At 67.9% G+C, this 18,352-nt stretch carries 14 protein-coding genes and 4 pseudogenes; 6 read left to right on the top strand and 12 right to left on the bottom strand.

Annotation, left to right across the window (positions count from 1 at the left end; translation table 11 throughout):
* Positions 1–329: 329 nt before the first annotated feature.
* Positions 330–745: pseudogene (locus tag V6V89_RS38140) on the bottom strand (nitroreductase family deazaflavin-dependent oxidoreductase).
* Positions 745–1,368: an NAD(P)-dependent oxidoreductase gene (locus V6V89_RS38135; RefSeq protein WP_334624545.1), complete on the bottom strand. Its 624-nt coding sequence runs from the start codon at positions 1,366–1,368 to the stop codon at positions 745–747. Before V6V89_RS38135 ends, V6V89_RS38140 begins: the two are co-directional and overlap by 1 nt.
* A gap of 102 nt (positions 1,369–1,470) precedes the next feature.
* Between V6V89_RS38135 and V6V89_RS38130 the strand changes: the two genes are divergently transcribed.
* Entirely contained in the window at positions 1,471–1,857 is a 387-nt protein-coding gene (locus V6V89_RS38130; RefSeq protein ID WP_334624544.1) for a winged helix-turn-helix transcriptional regulator, read from the top strand.
* A gap of 98 nt (positions 1,858–1,955) precedes the next feature.
* On the opposite strand, the pseudogene V6V89_RS38125 reads toward V6V89_RS38130, so the two are convergent.
* The 4 genes and pseudogenes from V6V89_RS38125 to V6V89_RS38110 all read right to left on the bottom strand — a co-directional run.
* A pseudogene (locus tag V6V89_RS38125) lies at positions 1,956–2,533 on the bottom strand (phage integrase central domain-containing protein); the annotation flags it as partial.
* 3 nt (positions 2,534–2,536) lie between these two features.
* Positions 2,537–2,746: pseudogene (locus V6V89_RS38120) on the bottom strand (helix-turn-helix transcriptional regulator).
* 497 nt (positions 2,747–3,243) lie between these two features.
* Positions 3,244–3,456 carry a hypothetical protein gene (locus V6V89_RS38115; protein WP_334624543.1) on the bottom strand — a complete coding sequence of 71 codons (213 nt, stop codon included), beginning with the start codon at positions 3,454–3,456 and terminating at the stop codon, positions 3,244–3,246.
* Between the two features lie 78 nt (positions 3,457–3,534).
* Positions 3,535–6,276 (bottom strand): ATP-binding protein, encoded by a 2,742-nt coding sequence (locus V6V89_RS38110; protein ID WP_334624542.1) that lies wholly within the window; start codon positions 6,274–6,276, stop codon positions 3,535–3,537.
* Between the two features lie 238 nt (positions 6,277–6,514).
* Here V6V89_RS38110 and V6V89_RS38105 point away from each other — a divergent pair, with 238 nt between their 5' ends.
* From V6V89_RS38105 to V6V89_RS38095, 3 genes are all read left to right on the top strand, one after another.
* Positions 6,515–6,889, top strand: coding sequence for a hypothetical protein (locus V6V89_RS38105; RefSeq protein WP_334624541.1), 375 nt, complete (start codon positions 6,515–6,517; stop codon positions 6,887–6,889).
* A gap of 110 nt (positions 6,890–6,999) precedes the next feature.
* Entirely contained in the window at positions 7,000–10,782 is a 3,783-nt protein-coding gene (locus V6V89_RS38100) for an endonuclease/exonuclease/phosphatase family protein (protein WP_334624540.1), read from the top strand.
* A 56-nt stretch (positions 10,783–10,838) separates the two neighbouring features.
* Positions 10,839–11,387, top strand: coding sequence for a hypothetical protein (locus V6V89_RS38095; protein ID WP_334624538.1), 549 nt, complete (start codon positions 10,839–10,841; stop codon positions 11,385–11,387).
* 214 nt (positions 11,388–11,601) lie between these two features.
* Here the strand turns inward: V6V89_RS38095 and V6V89_RS38090 are convergent, their stop codons facing one another.
* The 5 genes from V6V89_RS38090 to V6V89_RS38070 form a co-directional block, all read right to left on the bottom strand.
* Positions 11,602–11,907: a recombinase family protein gene (locus V6V89_RS38090; RefSeq protein ID WP_334624537.1), complete on the bottom strand. Its 306-nt coding sequence runs from the start codon at positions 11,905–11,907 to the stop codon at positions 11,602–11,604.
* The gene (locus V6V89_RS38085; RefSeq protein ID WP_334624536.1) at positions 11,891–12,154 is read right to left on the bottom strand and encodes a hypothetical protein; all 264 of its coding nucleotides are present in this window, start codon (positions 12,152–12,154) and stop codon (positions 11,891–11,893) included. The genes V6V89_RS38090 and V6V89_RS38085 overlap by 17 nt, the downstream gene beginning before the upstream one ends.
* Positions 12,151–12,330, bottom strand: a complete 180-nt coding sequence (locus tag V6V89_RS38080; protein ID WP_334624535.1) for a hypothetical protein — start codon at positions 12,328–12,330, stop codon at positions 12,151–12,153. Before V6V89_RS38080 ends, V6V89_RS38085 begins: the two co-directional genes overlap by 4 nt.
* 257 nt (positions 12,331–12,587) lie before the next feature.
* Positions 12,588–12,758, bottom strand: a complete 171-nt coding sequence (locus V6V89_RS38075) for a hypothetical protein (RefSeq protein WP_334624534.1) — start codon at positions 12,756–12,758, stop codon at positions 12,588–12,590.
* A gap of 651 nt (positions 12,759–13,409) precedes the next feature.
* Complete coding sequence (locus tag V6V89_RS38070) at positions 13,410–14,375, bottom strand: helix-turn-helix transcriptional regulator (RefSeq protein ID WP_334624533.1); 966 nt, start codon at positions 14,373–14,375, stop codon at positions 13,410–13,412.
* Between the two features lie 92 nt (positions 14,376–14,467).
* Between V6V89_RS38070 and V6V89_RS38065 the strand changes: the two genes are divergently transcribed.
* Positions 14,468–14,836, top strand: a complete 369-nt coding sequence (locus tag V6V89_RS38065; protein ID WP_334624532.1) for a VOC family protein — start codon at positions 14,468–14,470, stop codon at positions 14,834–14,836.
* Positions 14,837–15,197: 361 nt separating this feature from the next.
* Positions 15,198–16,085: pseudogene (locus V6V89_RS38060) on the top strand (IS1380 family transposase); the annotation flags it as partial.
* Positions 16,086–16,200: 115 nt separating this feature from the next.
* Here the strand turns inward: V6V89_RS38060 and V6V89_RS38055 are convergent.
* On the bottom strand, positions 16,201–17,175 hold the full coding sequence (locus V6V89_RS38055) for an alpha/beta fold hydrolase (RefSeq protein WP_334624531.1): 975 nt from the start codon (positions 17,173–17,175) through the stop codon (positions 16,201–16,203).
* Positions 17,176–18,352 lie beyond the last annotated feature (1,177 nt).

Raw genomic sequence — 18,352 nt, 5'->3', positions numbered from 1 at the left:
GCGTTTGCCCAGCTCAACCCCTAAACTCCAGCACACGTGTGACTACGAACTGCGGAACCCGGGCGGCCGGTCCGGCCTGCTGGCCACCTCCGGCCGGCATCGGCCGGGCCGGCCGGCCATGCTGAGGGACGACAAGAATTTGAGGACCTCGGGGCTCCGCCCCGAACCCCGGCCCTCCTCAGAGATGCCGCCGCGGATCACCTCGCCGGGCACCACAAGGGCTTCCAGCCACCCTGGACGGGGAGGTGGAAGGTCTGCAACTGCCCGACGAGGAGATCAGCTTCCGCCGTAAACGGCGCTGCGGTCGCCCAGAGCGTCACCGCCAGGTTTTAGACGCGTTCCAGGAGAACCACGGGGATCTCCCGGGTGATTCGCTGCTGGTAGGCCGCGTATTCCGGCTTGGCCGACACCATGAGGCGCCATAGGTGTGGACGCTCTGCCGCAGTGGTGGGGCGCGCGCGTGCGGTGAAGGTCTCCGTACCGACCTGCACCGTGACGTACGGGTCGGCGAGAAGGTTGAGGTACCAGGCGGGGTGGTGGTCCGAACCACGGTTGGAGGCTGCCAGCACGTAGCGGTCGCCGTCGCGTTCGTAAACGAGTGCGGTGCGGCGCAGTTCGCCGGTTTTCCGGCCTCGGGTCGTCAGAGCAGGTCATTCACGCCCGGCCGTGGTCGGCCTCCGGTCTCCTCGAAATGGCGGATGTGCTCAGCGACCCAGGCGTTCGGGCTGTCGTGGACCTTCGGCATCACGCCTCCCGAACACTCACGGCGGCGCGGTGGTGGCGGGGTGCCTCGATCTGGTCAAGCAGCGCGATCGCGAAGTCCGCGTAGCTGATCCGGCTGGCCGGATCGCCGTGATGGGCGACCCGGTAATAGCCGGTGCGCGCGCCGTCATGGTCGAAGTCGCCTGCGGGGGCCATGTACGCCCAGTCGAGCTCGCAGGTCCGAAGCTCCTCAAGGCCCGCCGCGTGGCCTAGGTAGAAGGAGCGGTACTCGTTCGGGTAGCCGGGCTCATCCATCAGGGGAGCGCCCGACGCTCCAGGCATGATCGATGCGAGGCCGACGACCACCAAGCGGCGCACGCCCGCCTTCGCCAGGCCGGCGGTCAGGGCACGGGACGACGCGGTGAAGAAGTCCTGCGGTGGCACGGACAGGTCCACGGCGGCACTGATGGCGGCGTCATGCCCGGCGGCCGCATGCTCGATGCTCACCCCGTCCGTGACGTCGCCTGCCACCACCCGCGCGTCGGCCAAGTCGTCGTGGCCTGCGGGGTCGCGCACCAGGGCGGTGACCTGGTGTCCGCGTCGATGCGCCTCGGCGACGGCCTGCCGCCCGGCCCGGCCGCCCGCGCCGAAAACCACGATGTTCATGAGTAACCGCCTTTCACCAGGGCCGGAGCCCGTGCGCCCGGCCGGTTCGACGACGCTATCGGGGGCAGCGGTTACCACTGGGATACCGGCTATCGTGAGGCCATGAGGAAACCCCTGCCCGCCGACATGTTCGACGAGCTGTGCCCGTCCTCGCTCAACCCGATCCGATTCGGCGACAAGTGGGCGGCGCTCATCATCCGCTGCCTAGAGCACGGGCCTCGCCGGTTCACTGAGCTGCGCGTGCCGCTGAGCCGTGTCACTCCCAAGGTCCTCACCCAGTCGCTGCGGTCCCTCGAACGGGATGGCCTGGTCAAGCGCACCGTCTACGCCCAGGCCACCCCGCATGTTGAGTACGAGCTGACGGCAGTGGGCCGCAGCATGCTCGAACCGATGGCGGTCGCCTGCGCCTGGGCCGAGCAGCATTGGAACGAACTGCTCGACGCCCGCGACTCGTACGACAACGCCACCCGCACCGACCGCGCCGCGTGACACGGCGGGCTGTGGGCCCGACGTTGCAAGCAAGGCCGGGCGCTCGGCGGGCCATTAGCGTGCCATCGGGCCAGGACGACAACAGGGGCCAGCGAAGCCAGAAGTGCGCGGACGGCTTGGAGGTGCTCGTCGGTGAGGGCGACCGGCTTGCGTCGCGGTTTACGTAGCCGGCCGGTGTCGCGAACCGGGTTATTTCCGATGGCGCCGTGGCGGACGGCCAGGGCGAACATTTGCCCGAGGACGACCTTGGCACCCTTGGCCGCCGATGGCCGGTCCGTGGCGATGCCGCGTAGGAACTTGTCGAGGCGGCCCACGCTGGCTTCCCGGACGCGTAGATAGCCTAGGGCGGGCAGGATCGCGGCGCGCAGGCTGGTCTGGTACCGGTGGATGGTCTGCGGTGCGAGGCGTTCCTCGGCGGTGATCTCGTCGATCCACGCCTCGGCGAGGGTGCTGATGCGGGTCTCGCGGGTGATCTCGTCCTCGTTGGGGGTGGTGCGGTCACGGAGCTTGACCTTCAGCGCCCGGACGGCGGCCGGGCCGGTGGTGTCGGTGGCCTCGATGTCGCGGGTCTTGCCGTCATAGTCGCGGAAGCGGGTTCGGGCGCAGAACCGGTTGGGGCGGAGTTCTCGGTTCGGATCTTGCCCCAGATGCCGATGGGTAGCTCAGGCCGGGCCACAGCTCACCGGTCCGGGTCGGTGTGGGCGTCGAGCCAGCGTTCGACCTCGCTGCGTCGGTAGCACAGGGTGTTGCCGACGCGGATGGCGCGCGGGCCTTTGCCGCGGCTGTGTCAGGCGTAGAGCGTGTTCTTGGGTTTGCCCAACCAGTGGGCTACCTGGTCGATGGTCAGCAGGGGATCGGGCTGCCAGGTGGTGTCCGTAACCTCGCTCATCGCGTCCTGCCCGCGAGTGCGTTGGAGCGATATGTGTTGGGATCCAGGTGCTGGTGGTTGTCATCGGCCTAAGTGGTCTTCCGCGATGCGTTGCCGCGTGGGTGCGGCGGCGCGGGACTGGAGCGCGACTCGCCGTTTTCTGGCGAGCCCTTCGTTGTGCCTGCTCTCGGGCTTAATCGGCTAGGCGGGCAGGTCGTCCCACAGTCGGGGGCGGGGTGCACAGGCGGCGGCGAACCGTCGTCGCGATCGTGCGGTTCAGCGCATCGTCCGGCGGCGATGTAGTCAGCGTCGGTGCCGTTTCGGTCAGCTATGCCCGACGCGACGTACCGGCCGTCGCGGTAGACCTCGCGGCGGAACGGATCCAGACGATTTCGATGACGTTGGTGGTGTAGACAGCGAGCAATCGCCGGAACGGTGTCGCCCATGCGAGGCGAGCCGCGACCGACTACGGGGCATCGCATCGACCATTTCGACGCAGCGCTGCTCACGCGTGGCTGTCAGGAGGGGGTGCGGCGACCGGAGGATCGTCGCTGCCCCGCAAGGTGGCGGCAGTGTGGCCGGCGCAGGATGGCGACGTAGTCGTGCTGCGGGAGCAGTGCCGGGCGGCCCTTGGCCCGGGTCTGGCGGGTGACATGGAGCTGGAAGAAGGAGTGCCGGGCCAGGAGTCGCCCATCGCGGGCAGCGGCGTGGCTGGCCCGCCGGTCCTGCACACGGCCGAAGCTGTCAGATGGAGATCGGGTCGTGGGCACTCGTCCTCGCGGGTGCCGTTGATGAGCTGAGATGCTGGGCTAGGGGGAGGGTTGAGCTGGGTCGAGACGTGTGATGCGGGCCCGAACGGTTTCGACGGAGGTCTGCTCGCCGGGGATGTGACCAACGCAGAGGTCAGCAAGGATTTGTAGCACGTATCGCCAGTGCTGGCGGGCCTCGATGGTGCGGCCGAGCGCCAGGTGGGTGTGCGCGATTCCGTCGTGGGTCCGGGCCTGAGCGGCGGGTTGCCGCAGCTCGGTGGCGATGTCGAGGGCACGGCAAAGGTTGGCCAGCGCCATATCGTGCTCGCCTGTGTCGTGGTGGAGATGCCCCAGGCCGTACAGGGCTTCGATCTCCCAGTGGCTGTCGTCGGCGTCTGTGGCGAGGCCGAGGGCGTACTTGTGATGTTCCGCGGCGGACGGGTAGCGGCCCTGGCTACGTTCGACGTGGCCGAGGCCGTTGTGCGCGTCCATCTCGGACTGGCGCTGGCCGGTGTCGCACGCGATCTGTAGTGCCTGCCCGAAGTAGTCGGACGCTAGCTCGTACCGGCTCGACACCCGGTAGATGTTGCCGAGGCCGAGCAGCGCGTGCATCTCGCCGTAGGAGTGGTCGATGGTTCGAGAGTGGGCCAGGGCACGTTCGAAGTGGGAGTGGGCTTCATTGAGGTGGGAGATCATCCGGTGGGTGTTGCCGGCGGCGAGCAGGGCGTCGATTTCGCCGCCACGATGCCCGATGGTGCGCGCGATCTTCAGTGCCGTGTCGAACTGGTGAAGTGCCTGCTCGTACCTGCCCTGGAACCAGTGGACCCAGCCGAGCCCGTGGAGCGCTTCCATCTCGGATCGGCGCAGTCCGGTATCGCGGCTGATCTGTTGCGCTTGACGGAATTGTTTGGCTGCCTTCTCGCAGTGGGCCTGTTTCTGGTTACTCCACCCGAGGCCGGTCAGTGCCTCGGCCTCACCTTCTCGGTGTTTGGCGGAAAGTGCCGCCTCTATTGCCTGGTGGAAGTTGCGCAGTGCCAGCTGGTAACGGCCCTGTAGCCAATGGACCCAGCCTAAGCCGTTGAGCGCATCGCATTCGCTGGCGCGGTCCGCAAGCACCTGGGCGGCGGTGCGTGCGTGTTGTTGGAGGCTGACCAGATCGCCGTACCGCCCGCGGGCATGAAGGTGCAGCGGAAGGATTCGGGACAGGTGCAGCGTGTGTTCGGGCCAGCCGTCACGGGCGGCATGTGTAGCGACGGCCAAGAGGTTCGCCAACTCGGTGTCGAGCCAGGCACCCGCCCTGCTCGCGTCCAGCGGGTCGGGAGTGGGCGTGGTGGCGGGAGGGACCTGGGACCGGCGCGCAGGCGTGTACGAGTATGCGGCTTCCGTTGCTAGTGATGCGGTGTGGCGGAGGTAGTCGAGCAGCCGGCACATCGCAGCCCGCCGCATTCGTGGCGGTTCTTTGTCACTGGCCTCGCCCGCCGCGTAGGCGCGGACAAGGTCGTGCAGGCTGTACCGGCCGGTGCCGACATGCTGGAGCAGGTGGTCGTCGTAGAGGCGGTCCAGATGGGTGTTGATGGTGGCCAGGTCGGCTCCGGTGAGGGCGGCTGCGGCGTATGCGTCGAAGTCTGGGCCGGGGTGTAGGGCTGCGAGGCGCAGCAGTCGTTGCTGGTCCGGGGACAAGTGTTGGTACGACACGTCGAGGGCGAGTTCCACACCGGTGTCCAGCCGTTGCCGTCGGTGGCGCTCGTCGAGCCGGTCGGCGTGGTCGGTCAAGGTCCAGCCCGATGTGCTGCGTATGTGTCCAGCGACCAGTCCGAGGGCTAAGGGTAGGTGGCCGCAGCGACGACCGATGCGGGCCGGCGCGTCGGGGTCGTCGCCGGGTGGAGTCCCGGGTGTGACCTGGGCCAGGATCTGTAGGGCCTCGTCGCCGGTGAACACGTCCAGCGTCAGATGTGTCGCCGATTTCAGGCCGGCCATGCTCCGCCGGCTGGTGACCAGGGTGAGACAGCCAGGAACTTCCGGCAACAGAGGACGGAGCTGGTCTTCGTCCACTGCGTTGTCAAGCAGGACAAGTGTGGAGGTGCCGGCGAGCCGGTCTTGGTAGGCGGCGACGCGTGCGGACAGGTCGTGGGGGATGTGGTGGCCGGAGACGCCGAGCAGCCGCAGGAATCCGTCGAGTACCGCGGATGGGTCGGCGGGTGGCTGGGTGGGGTCAGCGTGGAAGCCTCGCAGGTTGACGAACAGCACCTGATCGAACGACACCTCCCGCGACAACAGGTGCCCGAGGTGGATCGCGAGCTGCGTCTTGCCCACCCCGGCCATGCCTTCGATAACGGCTATGACCGCCGCGCCACCGGCCCGATGGGCCCGGTTCAACCCCCTCTGGAGCTTATCCAGCACTGCCGCGCGGCCGACAAACCCGGGCAGATCCTCGGGTAGTCGGTCTTGGACCCGTACCTGTGACGCGGCTTGGAACTGCCCACCAACGACCTGCAGTGCCTGCCGCCACTGCGTCATGTAGCCGGCATCCGGATGCAGGGCCTGGACGATCGCCGAAACCAGTTCGGCGTTCAACCGCCTTCGTCCGGACCGGAAACAATCGACAACAGTGGTCTTTCCGACCAGCTCGCTGGTCGGTCGACCGGCCGCCGTCCAAGCCGCGTTGATCCGATTTTTGATCCATTCGTAGGACGGGTTGCCGGCCCAGACCTTCAACAACCGCAGACTCTCCGCGAGATCGTCGATCGTCTTCGCCTGACCGGGATCGGGCTGATCTACGAACGGCTTGGTCGGCTCGCGCATGGAGGACCTGGCCCACTCTCTGACCGGGGTCTATGTGGCAGCGCGTTCAGGGTAGCGCCGGTCAACCAGGCCGGCTACCCAGGATTCCGTCGCGTTCGGATTCGGTCGGGATTCTGTGTCATGCCGCATCGATGTCGGAGTGTGAGCGGGGGAAGTCGTGCGCCGGCAGCACACACGGGAGCCACGATTCCGGAAAAGACCTCAAGAACGATAACCGCCCGACGAGAGGAGCCGCACGATGGGAACGACGCAGCCGCCCGCTGGAAATGCCCGCCGAGGACGCATCCGAGCCGGCCTGCCGGTCCGCGTCCTGCTCGCAGCCGGCACACTCGTGGCTGGCACGGTCGTCGCAACAGCGGCACCGGCAGCCGCGCACACGCCGACAGTCACCACGTGGTGCCCGTACCGGGTGACCACGGACAGCGGCGACCTCAACGTGAGGTCGCATCACTCGACGAGCTTCCCCATTCTGGGAACGCTGGCGAGGGGGTCGACCGTCTTCGCCGGAGCGGACGGCACCGCAACCGGCAGCGGGTACACCTGGCGTCAGGTCTCCTCGGGGTGGGCCGCCGCGACGTTCCTGCGGCGGGCGCCCGGCAGCTGCCTGTTTTAAGAGGACGCCACAGTACCGAACTTCCCGTACCCGGTGACATCTTCAGGCGGTGAAGCATGCCTACCAATCCGTCGCAAAGTCCTGTCCGGCGCACGAATCGCCGTACGGCTGTGGCCGGCTTCCTGACGATGGTGGTGGCGGCCACGCTGCTCGCCGCGGCCGTCGCCACCGATCCCGCGGTGGGATCGCCGCCACTTTCGCCGCCGGCCGCCAACGCCGCAATCCCGGAGCTAGAACGGAATACGGTATTGGGCAAGGGGTGGCGAGGGTCGACGGATCGGGCCTGGGCGGTCACCGGTGACGCTGACGGGCTGCACGTGCTGGTCGCCGACGCCGCGCACGGCTACGCCTGGCGTACTGTCGCCACACTGTCCGAGCCGGGCGTCGAGACGGATCGGTGGGTCGGCAACGCATGTGTGACAGGGTCCGGGAGCCGGATCGTTGTGGTCTATGCGCCGCGCACATTCACCAACCGGCCTACGTTGTCTGATCGGGGGGCGTTCACCGCCGTCGTGGACGCAGGCGGCGGACGGGTGCGCAAGCTCGCAGCGCGGACGAGCCTGGCGTATTTCAACCCCTCGTGCGGGGCGGGCGAGACGGCCGTGTTGACTCAGGCCGGCGATGTGGACCTCGGCCGGACCCGGCTGCTGCGGCTCGACACCGCTTCCGGCCAAATCCTCGCCAGGATTGAGGTGCCTGGTCAGCTCACCTCCGCCGTGCCGGCCATCGGGGGGATCGTGGCGGCCGACGCCGGCGCGGTGGTCCGGGTGGCGGCGGACGGGACGCGGCAGCTGCTGGCGCGCGCGTCCGGTGTGCCGTTCCGGCTGGCCGCGGACGCCGATGGCGGCGTGGTCTATGTGGAACGCACCGGGGCCGGGCGGACGGCGGTACGGCGGGTAGGCGTGGCCGGCGGGCGAAACGCCGCGCCGGCGACGCTGGCCGAGGGTGGGTTGACAGGGCTGGATGTGACGTCCGGGCGCGGTGGTCAGGTGTACGTCACCGGTGCGGGCAGGGCAGCGACGCCGGTGCCCAGCGTGTCGCTGCTCGACGCCCCGGCCGGCAGTCAGGTTTCGATGGATGCTGGGTTGGCGGTGACGTCGGTGCTGCCGTCTTCCGGGCCGGCGGACCCGCGGATACCCGTTGGCGATGGTGCGTCGCCGCGACCGGTGACGATCAGCGGCACCGTGCTGGCTACCGGCCGGCCGGTGACCTTCGGCGGTGTGCCGACCGGTGCGGCGGCTGGGTCTGGTCGGGCGTTGAGCCCGGCCCTGACCCGCGCTGGCGGCGCGGGTCCGTCGGTGGCCGGAGAGCCGGATGACCCGGCGGACTTCGCCGAGCGGTACTGCTCGGTGCCGCGTAACGATCCGGCGAACCAGGCGATGCAGCCCAAGCCGCGGCAGGTGGAGTGGGCGGTGGACCAGGCGGTGCGGCATGTGCTGAATGTGCAGCGGCCGGCGAACTGGAAGAACCTGAGCATGCCGGCGTACACACCGCAGGGATTGTTCCCACCTCGCGGGCTGCTGGGCGGCGGACATGTGCCGGCGCAGGTGATGCTGGGCATCGCGGCGCAGGAGTCGAATCTGTGGCAGGCGGCTCGGTTCGCGGTGCCTGGCGTGACGGCGAACCCGTTGATCGGCAACTACTACGGCTTGGATATCTACAACGGCACCGAGACGGACGACTGGGCCATCCGGTGGGAGCATGCCGACTGCGGATACGGCGTGACGCAGGTGACCGATGGGATGCGGCGGGCCGGACGGGAGAAGCCCGGGGAGACGGCGCTGCCGTATGACCAGCAGCGGGCGATCGCGCTGGACTTTGCCGCCAACATCGCGGAAGGGCTGCGAATCCTGGAGTCGAAGTGGAACCAGACCCGGGCCGAGGGTCTGGTAGTGAACAACGGCGACCCGTCGAAGATCGAAAACTGGTTCTACGCGGTGTGGGCCTACAACAGCGGGTTCTACCCCCCATCGGAGGCGCCGGCCAACGGCGGAGCATGGGGCGTCGGGTGGGCGAACAACCCCGCGAACCCCCGGTACCCGGCCAACCGCGGCGCCTTTCTCGAGAAGGACGACATGACGGATGACTACGCCGACGCCGCGCACCCGCAGGACTGGCCGTACCCGGAGAAGGTGATGGGCTGGGCCGGACACCCGGTGGAGGTGCTGGAGGCGCCCGACGTGCTGGTCGCCGGTTACCGAGCCGCGTGGTGGAACGGTGGTGTCGCTGAGGGCCCCCTCAATCGGCACACTGTCTCCCCACCGCACGACCAGTTCTGCAACGTCAGCAACAACTGCGAGTGGAGCGCCAAGCACCTGCCCGACGCGCCCGAGGTCATCGGCGAGCCGGCCGGGCCGTGCGCGCACCGCAACACCGCCGGCAGATACGACCTCAAGTGCTGGTATCACGAGCCGGCCACGTGGAAGCCGGACTGTGACTACAGTTGCGGCAACGAGCTGCTGCGGTTCGACCCGGGTTACCCGTACCAGGAGGACGGCACCGCCTACCCGCCACGCTGTGACCTGTCCGGCCTACCCGCCGGCGCCCGGATCGTCGACAACCTGCCTGACGGCACTCCGTCGATCCGGCCCGGCTGCGGCAGACAATGGACCAACGCCGGCACATTCACCCTCAGCTACCGGCCGGACGCCGGCCAATACCCAGGGAAGATCGACACCCATCAACTCGGTATGGGGTTTGGTGGCCATTTCTGGATGTCCAACGCCCGTGCCGCCACGGCGGAGGGAGGGCGGCTGGACGTCACTGGACGGTGGCGATTCAGCCAGTCGTACACCGGGCTGGCGAAGGTGATGGTCCACCTACCTCCGCTGATCAACGGCGCCACCCAGGCTCGGTACGTCATCAAGACCGCCTACGGCGACCGCGTCCGTATCGTGCCTCAGCAGGGTGACGGCAATCGATGGGTGCCGCTTGGCGTCTTCCGGTTCAACGGGCCACCCGAGGTCACACTCACCACGCTGACCCCCGACGGCGACGGCACCCAACGGGTAGCTTTCGACGCAGTCGCTTACGTGCCGGTCACCGGCGTTCGAACAGTCAAGATCCTGCACTGGAACATCGCCGGGGCCGCCATGAACGAGGGCGACTACTACGTGATCGACCGGCTAATGGACGAGGTGCGGCTCCGCTCCCCCGACGTGCTCACGCTCAACGAGATCTGCAAGAACCAGTACAACCACCTGCGATCACGGCTAGCCGACGCCGGCTACCAGATGGAGGGCCACTTCCGGTACACCGACGCAGGGAATCCCACCTGTTTCAACGCCGGCGACATCAGCTTGGAGGTCGGCAACGCGCTGTTCGTGAAGGCGCCCGTGGTGAGCCGGCAGAGTTACGCCTTCTGGCTGGACAACGAACTGGTCGAGGACGACAGCGCCCCAGGGCGCACCATCGCCTGCATCACAGCCCGCTTCTCTGGCACCGCCGAGGACGCGAAGGTGTGCGCAACGCACCTGGAAACGGGTTACCCGGACAAGCCCGATGCCGGGAAGCAGGCGCGCGAGCTGGCCCGCGTCTTCGGGCCGGAGGCGCGACAGAAGCCGTTCATTCTCGTCGGCGACACCAACATCTCCACACCGCCACACGATCCGGCCCTGTCCACACTCTACGGAGCGCCGATCGGCTCTGGCGACTTCGGCGAGATCGAACAGGAACGGGCCTGCCTCACGTCCACCCCTTGCGGCTTGGCTCAAGGCGGAGCTGCCACGTTCCACGACAGGAAGCTCGACTACATCTTCGCCGACCACTGGCACTTTCATATCCCAGTCGGACGCGCCGTAGTCAACCAGGGCATTGGCACGTGTGGCGACGACGGCGAACCCTGCTCGGACCATTACCTGCTCTACGGCGAGGTGCTTCTGGCCACGAGCTAGGACAACCGATCCCGCCGGGGTCGGTCAGCGGAGAACCATCACACGGAGGCGAACACATGCAAGTACGTCGACTTCCACGGCTTGCGGCGCGGATCGCCGTCGCCCTTGCGGTGCTCGCGCCAGCCGCCATCGTCTGGAGCGGCCCGGCATCGGCGTACGGCTCGTTGTCGGTCGTGTATGCCCTGGTGGATACCGACAACTGCCGTCGAATCGAAGGTCAGCTATGGGTAACCGCGGGCGACAACGGATGCTCGCTCAGCGATTCGGCCGACGGAACCTTCTTCGAAAAGGACGCCGGCGGCCGGGCGCAGAAGGTGCAGCTGCACGACGGCGTGACGATGGTGGCGAAGATCGAATTCCACCCCTATGGCGAAAAGCTCTGGGTCTACGACACCAGTAACGACGGCGACACCATCTACGTGACCGTGGCCTTTGGCTGCCTGAACTCGCAGGTCTTCGGCCCGTACCGAGCTCCGGGAACGAGCAACCCCATCGACTACACCGTCGTGGACTTCGACGTCCAGGAGGGGTGCTATGTCGGTATTCACGTTCGCGACCAGCCAAACGACCTCGACCGAATAACCCTACAGTCGGCCACAACCTAGCGAGAGTGACGGCCCCGGTGTCTACACACAGAGCGTGCGCGCCGGGGTCTTCCAGAAGCCAACCTTCGTGGGCGTGATCTCACCCGGGCACCCGCCGCTTCTCGCCGTTCGACGAACCTCACGCCCCCGGGCCCGAAGTGGCCAGCACGTTGTCCACGGGGCCACAGGCTCGCTGGCGCCGCCGGGCTGGGGCCCGACCCCCGCGCGGTGGTGGTTACGGGCTGGCCGCCGTGTCCCGGCCGTCGGACGGGCTCCGGTCACGGCTGCGGTTGCGGTGGCGGGGTTCGCGGCTGGTGCGCGGCCAGCGGCCCTGTGTGCTGCTGGATAGGCGGGGCGCGGCGATGTCGAAGTCGGCGAATGCCGCGACCAGGCGGGCCAGTAGCCGACCGGTCGAGGTGGAGGTGTCAATCGCCCCGTCAGATGAGCGCAGCGTGACCCGCGCCCGCTCCAGGGTGCGCAGGATGTCGGCCAGCTCGGGCATGCGGCGGGTGAGCCGGCTGAGGTCATGCACGAGCAGCATGTCGTACCGGCCGGCGCGGGCTGCGGCGAGGGCCTGCCGCAGGCCGCCGCGGCGTCTGCCGGTCGGGACGGACGTCGACGTACTGGCCGCACAGCTGCCAGTCGGGCTGGTCGGCGACCCAGGCGCGCAGGACGTCCTGCTGCCGGCTGACCGCGTCGTCGCGGCGGTGGACATAGGTCGATACCCGGATCGGGGTGGCGACGGCCCGGCCGTGCTGTGGCGGGTGTGGGCTGGTTGCGTGGGTCATGAGGACTCCTTTGATCGTTCGTCGGCACCGGGCTCCTCGCCCGGTGTCCGATCAGGGCTCTGGCCGCCCGCAGCCGGGGATCGTTGCCACCAGGCGACGATCATCGCGGCGAGCGTGGTGACGGACTGTTCGTGCTGTTCGGCGCTCATCGGCGCGGTGTCCGGCTCGGTCAGCACGGGGGCGCAGCACCCGCCGCTGCCTCCCGGTTGCTTCCGGTGGCCCGGCCGCCGCGGCTGGCGCGGGGCGGGCACGATAGCCCGACTCGCGCCGCTTCGACGACGTCGACCCAGCGACCGCGGGATCCGCCGCCTGGCCGGGCGGTCCACGGTGCGGGTCCGCCGGAACCGGGGAACGGCTCGGGCGGCTCATCGGCGCCTGGCCCGGTCGGCGTCGGGCCCTCTGCCAACGCGACGGCATCAGCGACGTGCCGCGGTTAGACCGGTGCCGCCCGGAGTGCGGCAACGTGGTGCGCACCGACCGCCACGCCAGTCAACTGCGCGAACCCGCCGGCCTTCTTGAGTTCCGTGCCGCCCACGCGCCCGGCCCGGTCGGCGACCGTCTTCGCGGCAACGCCGCCAAGCTCCGGGCCTTTGCCGAGCATCACGACCGCACCCGCATCACTTTGCAGGAGCCCACATGATGAGCGCCATGCCCGATGAACGAGCCCGCATCCGCGAGGCCATGGAACGCATCTTCGACGGAACCGCGCAGCTCCACCGGGGCCCTGACGATCGTCGCGTTGGCGCAGGAGGCCGGGGTGCCCCGCAACGCGCTCACCCAGCGGGCACCCAGACCTCCGCAACGAGTTTCTATGAGCGGGTGCAGGAACGCCGGGCAACACCCGACGTCGAGGTCCGGCTGCGGGAGCAGATCGCCAAGCTGAAGAAGACCGTCGCGAACAAGGACAAGGAACTGACCCGGCTACGCTCCGACGTCCCAGGGCTGGTCCGTCATCAATCAAATCACCGCCGAGAACGCCGAACTGCGCGAGGCGCTGAAGATGCCGTCGGCCAACGTGGTCCCCTACGACCGCGTACAGGTTCCAGTGCAGAGTGAGTGCGCCTCCGGCTTGTCGGCATGACCCCGAACGTTTGCCGGGTCTGGTAAGGCTGCGCTCGATCGTTGGGCCCTCAGCGTCGGTGGCGTTCCCCGCGTAACGGGCATTTCGCGGCGTTGCATGCGGGCACGTCGGGTGAGGGCGTTGGCGTTGCGCCGCAACCACGATTATCCGATGTGGATCACTAACCGTTGCGGGTCAGGACGTTGGTGACGGCGCATAGTGGTGGGCAAGATTGGTGGCGAGGTCGCGAAGGTGAGCCCTGGCTTCGGTGGGGCCGTGCACAGTGATGGCGCTCCCGAACGGCAGTAGTGCTCGCACGTCCTCTAGATGCAGGAAGCGGATTGTTACCTTGCGGCCGGTTGCGGATTCTTCATGGTCGTCCCAGACGAGTCGTAGGCCAAAGATCCGTTGCGCTCGCTCGATCTGGGTCTGGTCGATGGTGGCGCTGACCTCTATCGCGTGGTTGTGTTCCCACTGAGCAATGAGCGCTGCAGCGACGGTGGCCAGGGTCTGGTTCTCGCGGATCCGTCGTGGCTGGTCGACTTCTTTCCACGTCGTGATCCGTTCGAGTCGGTACATCCGTGGCACTCGGGCACAGTCGGCGACGAGGTACCAGATGCCGGCCTTGGCGAACAGCCCGTAGGGATCCACGACCAGGTCGCGTGGGCATGACTCGCGTGGGCTGTCGTACTCGATCCGTAGCTGGCGACCTCGCCGCACTGAGCCGATCAGCGAAGCCGGAGTCGTGCCGGAAGCTCGTGTCTGGAGCCAGGGACGGCTGTCCACGTGCACTACGTCGGTGAGCGGCAGGAGCTCATGAACTCGACGTGGCTGTGTAGCGGCGATCTTGGAGAGCGCGCGCTGGCTTTCGACCGATGCGTTGAGCTCCGCGCGTTGCTTTTCATCCAGCCCAATGAGCGACAGATGATCACGCTCGCCAGGCGTGAGTCGCGTGAGGTCGAGCCCGGACCCGGGCAGCATGGTCACGCCTCCGAGGCGGCCCCGGTGTGCGGTCACCGGCAGACCGGCGTCGCGGAGCCAGTTCAGGTCCCGGGTGATGGTTCGAAGGGAAACCCCGAGCGCCGAGGCAAGTTCCTGTGTGGTCGCGCCATCCCTCGATTCGAGGAGCAGCATCAGGGTGAAGAAGCGGTCTGGGGTCACACACCAAGTTTTTCAGGAATTGCGACACGATGCGGCGCATATTCCGGTCAGGCTGGTGGATGCGTACCTACCACCTGTGAGAAGGAACAACCATGACCACATCCGTCGTGTCCATCGTCTACGTGAACGACGCTCCCACCGCAGCTCGTTTCTACGGCGACCTCCTCGGCATGAGCCCCTCGTTCGAGACTCCGGGATACATCACCTTCGACCTCGGGCCAGGTGCTGACCTCGCTCTGTGGTCCGGCCAGTTCGAGGATCTGTCGCCGGACGTCCCGCGTACCAGTGAGGTTTGCCTGGCCATCGACGGTGGACGACCCGACGAGGTCAACGCGATCTTCAAGCAGTGGCAGTCCAAGGGCGTCACGATCCTGCACGAGCCTCATGATGCGGGGTTCGGGCTGACCTTCCTCGCAGCCGATCCTGACGGGAACCGTATCCGGGTCGCACCGAAGGACTGAAAGGCCGCAATGCGGCAGGCGCGCACGATAGGTGTCGCGCCTGCCGTTGTCTGACTTCGAGAGGACGACGAGTGCCCCACGCGAATGCGCCCCTGAGCGTCGAGGGCCGTAGGCGGCTCGTGAAGCACGTGGTGGCCACGAACGGACAAGATCACGCTGTTCAACCCGGTACGAGTGCGGACCATCCGCTACCGCTACCGGGGAACGCGGATCCCCAGCCCGTGGCCGACCACAGGTTGACGAGATCGGTTGGTGCGACCTGACGGGCTTGTGGAGAGTCCGGTGCTCGGGAATGGGCACGCCGGGTTCGGAAGGCGGTCCGGGGAAATCCACAGCGGCAACGCTGCAGGGCGCCCCGGGCCGACCTTACGGGTATCACCCGTTGTTCTGCTTCCTCGACGCCACCGGTGAAGCGTTGGCCGGGCTGCTGCGGCCGGGCAATGCCGGGTCGAACACCACCGCCGACCACATCACCGTGCTGGACCACGCCCTGGCACAGGTTCCGGACGCGCACCGGTACGGCACCCCGATCCTGATCCGCTCCGACTCGGCCGGCTGCACCCAAGGACTCCTGGCCCACATCCGCGGCCTGCGCGAGCACGGCTTCGACGCCCGATACTCCGTCGGCGTGGCGATCACCCAGGACGTCCGGCATGCGATCCTGCAAGCTACCGACTGGGTTCCCGCCGTGGACGCCGACGGTCAGCCGCGGCACGGAGCCGAGGTTTGTGGGCTGACCTGCCTGGTCCAGGACGCCGGCTACCCGTCCGGGACCCGGTTCATCGTCCGCCGGGAGACCCCGCACCCCGGAGCGCAACTGTCGCTGTTCGACACCATCGCGGGTAAGCGTCACCAAGTGACCGCCACTGACACCCCGCCGGGTAACGGCTCGGTGCAGTTCCTGGAAGCCCGTCACCGTGCTCACGCCCGCGTCGAGGACAACATCCGCTGCGGTAAGGACACCGGCTTCGGTCGGTTCCCGTCCCGGGTCTTCGCCGTCAACCAGGCGTGGCTCGAACTCGCCCTGGCCGGTATCGACCTGCTCGCCTGGACCAAAACCCTGCTCCTACAAGGCGAACTAGCCAAAGCCGAACCCAAGAGGCTGCGCTACCGGCTACTACACACCGCCGCCAGACTGACCCACGGCGGCCGCCGAACCTGACTACGCATCGCCGAAAACTGGCCCTGGACAACGGACCTGGTCGACGCCTTCGCCCGTCTGACCGCGCTGCCACGACCGGTCACCTGAACCCGACACCCAGTCCCAGCAACCGAAAGGACCATCGGAGGAACCTGATCCCCGCATCTCCTGTCGATCCACATCACTGAAGGGCCGGAACAGGACCTCACACCAACATGTAGCTCTACCGGTCGTGAAGCCGTGGGCCACACCAGCTTAGGACCGTGCGAGCGTAATCGGCGGGGACTTCGAACGGCGGCGCGTGACCCGTGCGGTGGAGGACGACCAGGTTCCAGTCCGGCCGCTGCGCAGTCCAGTCATCGATCGATGCGCGGGCGGCGAGGCGATCCTCATCGCCCCAGACAAGGAGCGTTGGCGACGCGACCCGGCGCATCGCGTCGAGCACAGGGCGCCGCCGGACGAGCATCAGCGACATCAGCGAGGCATAGACCGTGACCGCGCGTCCCAGTCGCGTCGGCTCGACCGCCGACATCTCGTCCCGCATGACAGCGGCGATCTCCGGCGACATTCTCGTCAAGTCACCGCCGGAATTCCATTTGCTGCCCGCAATCGACGCGGGATCGTCCAGTACCCGTGTCGTAGCAGCGAGGATGCGTCGCCCCGAAACGCGGAGCAGCACAAGGGCGACCGGTGCGACGATGGCCAAACCCGCCCTGCCGAAGGTTCGGCACAGGCGCGCCTCGCCGACGCTGAGCGGGGGAGGAAGTGCCGGGGCCACCAACACGAGCCCGGCGACCCGTTCGGGTGCCTGGTCGGCGAACAACAACGCGATCATCCCGCCCGCCGACCAGCCGTGCATCACGACCCGATCGAGCCCGAGCGCGTCAGCGAAATCGCGCAGGAACAGCACGTTGGCCTCGATGCCCGCCGCGCGCCGGTTCGGCAGCGCGGTGTGGCCGGCGATCGTGCCGGGCAGGTCCACCGCTATCGCATGCGCGTGTGGTCGCAGTTCCGCGAGTACGTCCAGCCAGTTCGAGGCGCTGTTCGCCGGGTTGGGAACGAGCAGGTGAACCGGCCCTTCCGGCGCCCGCGTCCGATGAGTTACCAGGTAGTGCACCGCCGTGCCGTGCACATCGACCATCTCGCTGCGAATTCCGGACCAGCGAGCGGCACGTTCACCCCAGTCGGTGTACTGCACTGCCTGAGGTTACGCCCGTCGACAAGGCTTGCGCGAGCTTCGCTGGGCGTCCGGACTTACATTGCGGTCCGCTGGTCGACCCCGGCCGCAGTATGGTCCGGGCATGACGTTGATGGGAGTTGTACACCGTCCAACGGAATGGCCTCATCCTGGCGGTCCCATCCTTCTGCGTCGCCCCGCCAACGCGCTGGTCTAGCCGACGCATCGCTCAATACCATGGTCAAGCCGTACTGGCCTGACCAGCGCGTTGTCGGCTGGGTTGGCCCGGCGGGGCTGGTGGCCGGGCCATGACCAAGGTCGGCACGCGCGCAGGCGCGCACCCGCGTCTGGACGCTTGCACCTCTACTCCGTGAACATTGGCGTTTAGCCATTGTGGACGGTCGGCAGGCCGTCGTCGCCTTCACCTGTCGCGCCGTGGTCCGTCAACGCGGCCACCTCCTGCAGCTTGCTCGGGCAGCCAAGCAAAGGGCTGAAGGTCCACTTCGCCTATGGCAACTGCGGTATCCGCTGGGTGCTGGCGCTCGACTACGTTGCCAGCGCCGAGCAAACACGCACGCATCTCCCCACGCCGGCAAGCGACGTGAGGTTCTTGGCCGCAACCTGCTCAGCCGACACGTCGGTGGCTATCGGAACGGCGTCTTGGTGCGACGCGGGAACAGGAGTCTGGGTGGGCAAGGGGAGGAGATACGTGAGATCACCACCGAGTAGAACCCACTCCGCCACGGTCTCGATCACCGCGACGTCGGCGAGGGTGAGCGCGGCGATTCGCCGGATCGCCGCGTAGTCGTCGAGCGGCCGGGCACCGGCAAGGAGTGTGGCGTGGTGGCGTAGTCGGCGACCACGGCGAAGTCCGCGCGGTAGGCCGGGAAACTTGAGCAACTTGATTCTGATCGGAGCTGCTCAGGTCATAGCGCGCTGCGCCGTCCTCTACATCACCCTAGATCTGGCCGCCGCGCGACACTTCGCCGACGACATCCTGGTCCTCTACCGGGGCGGGTCGTCGAGCGCGGACCGGCCCAGGAGGTCATCCTCAACCCGCGCCACCCTAAGGCAGGGTCAGGGCGCCTCGCCCGTGCCGGCGGGCACCGGCGGCAGCCCGTCATCCGGGCGGGAATGTGCGAGGGTCAGCTCGCTTTGCAGGACGAGGACTGCTCCGCCGATCGCTGCCGCGTCCGAT

This window comes from Micromonospora sp. CPCC 206061 (assembly GCF_036906915.1).
Lineage (GTDB): Bacteria > Actinomycetota > Actinomycetes > Mycobacteriales > Micromonosporaceae > Phytohabitans.
The sequence above is the reverse complement of the archived record's forward strand: the minus strand, read 5'-3'. Positions and strand labels throughout refer to the sequence as shown.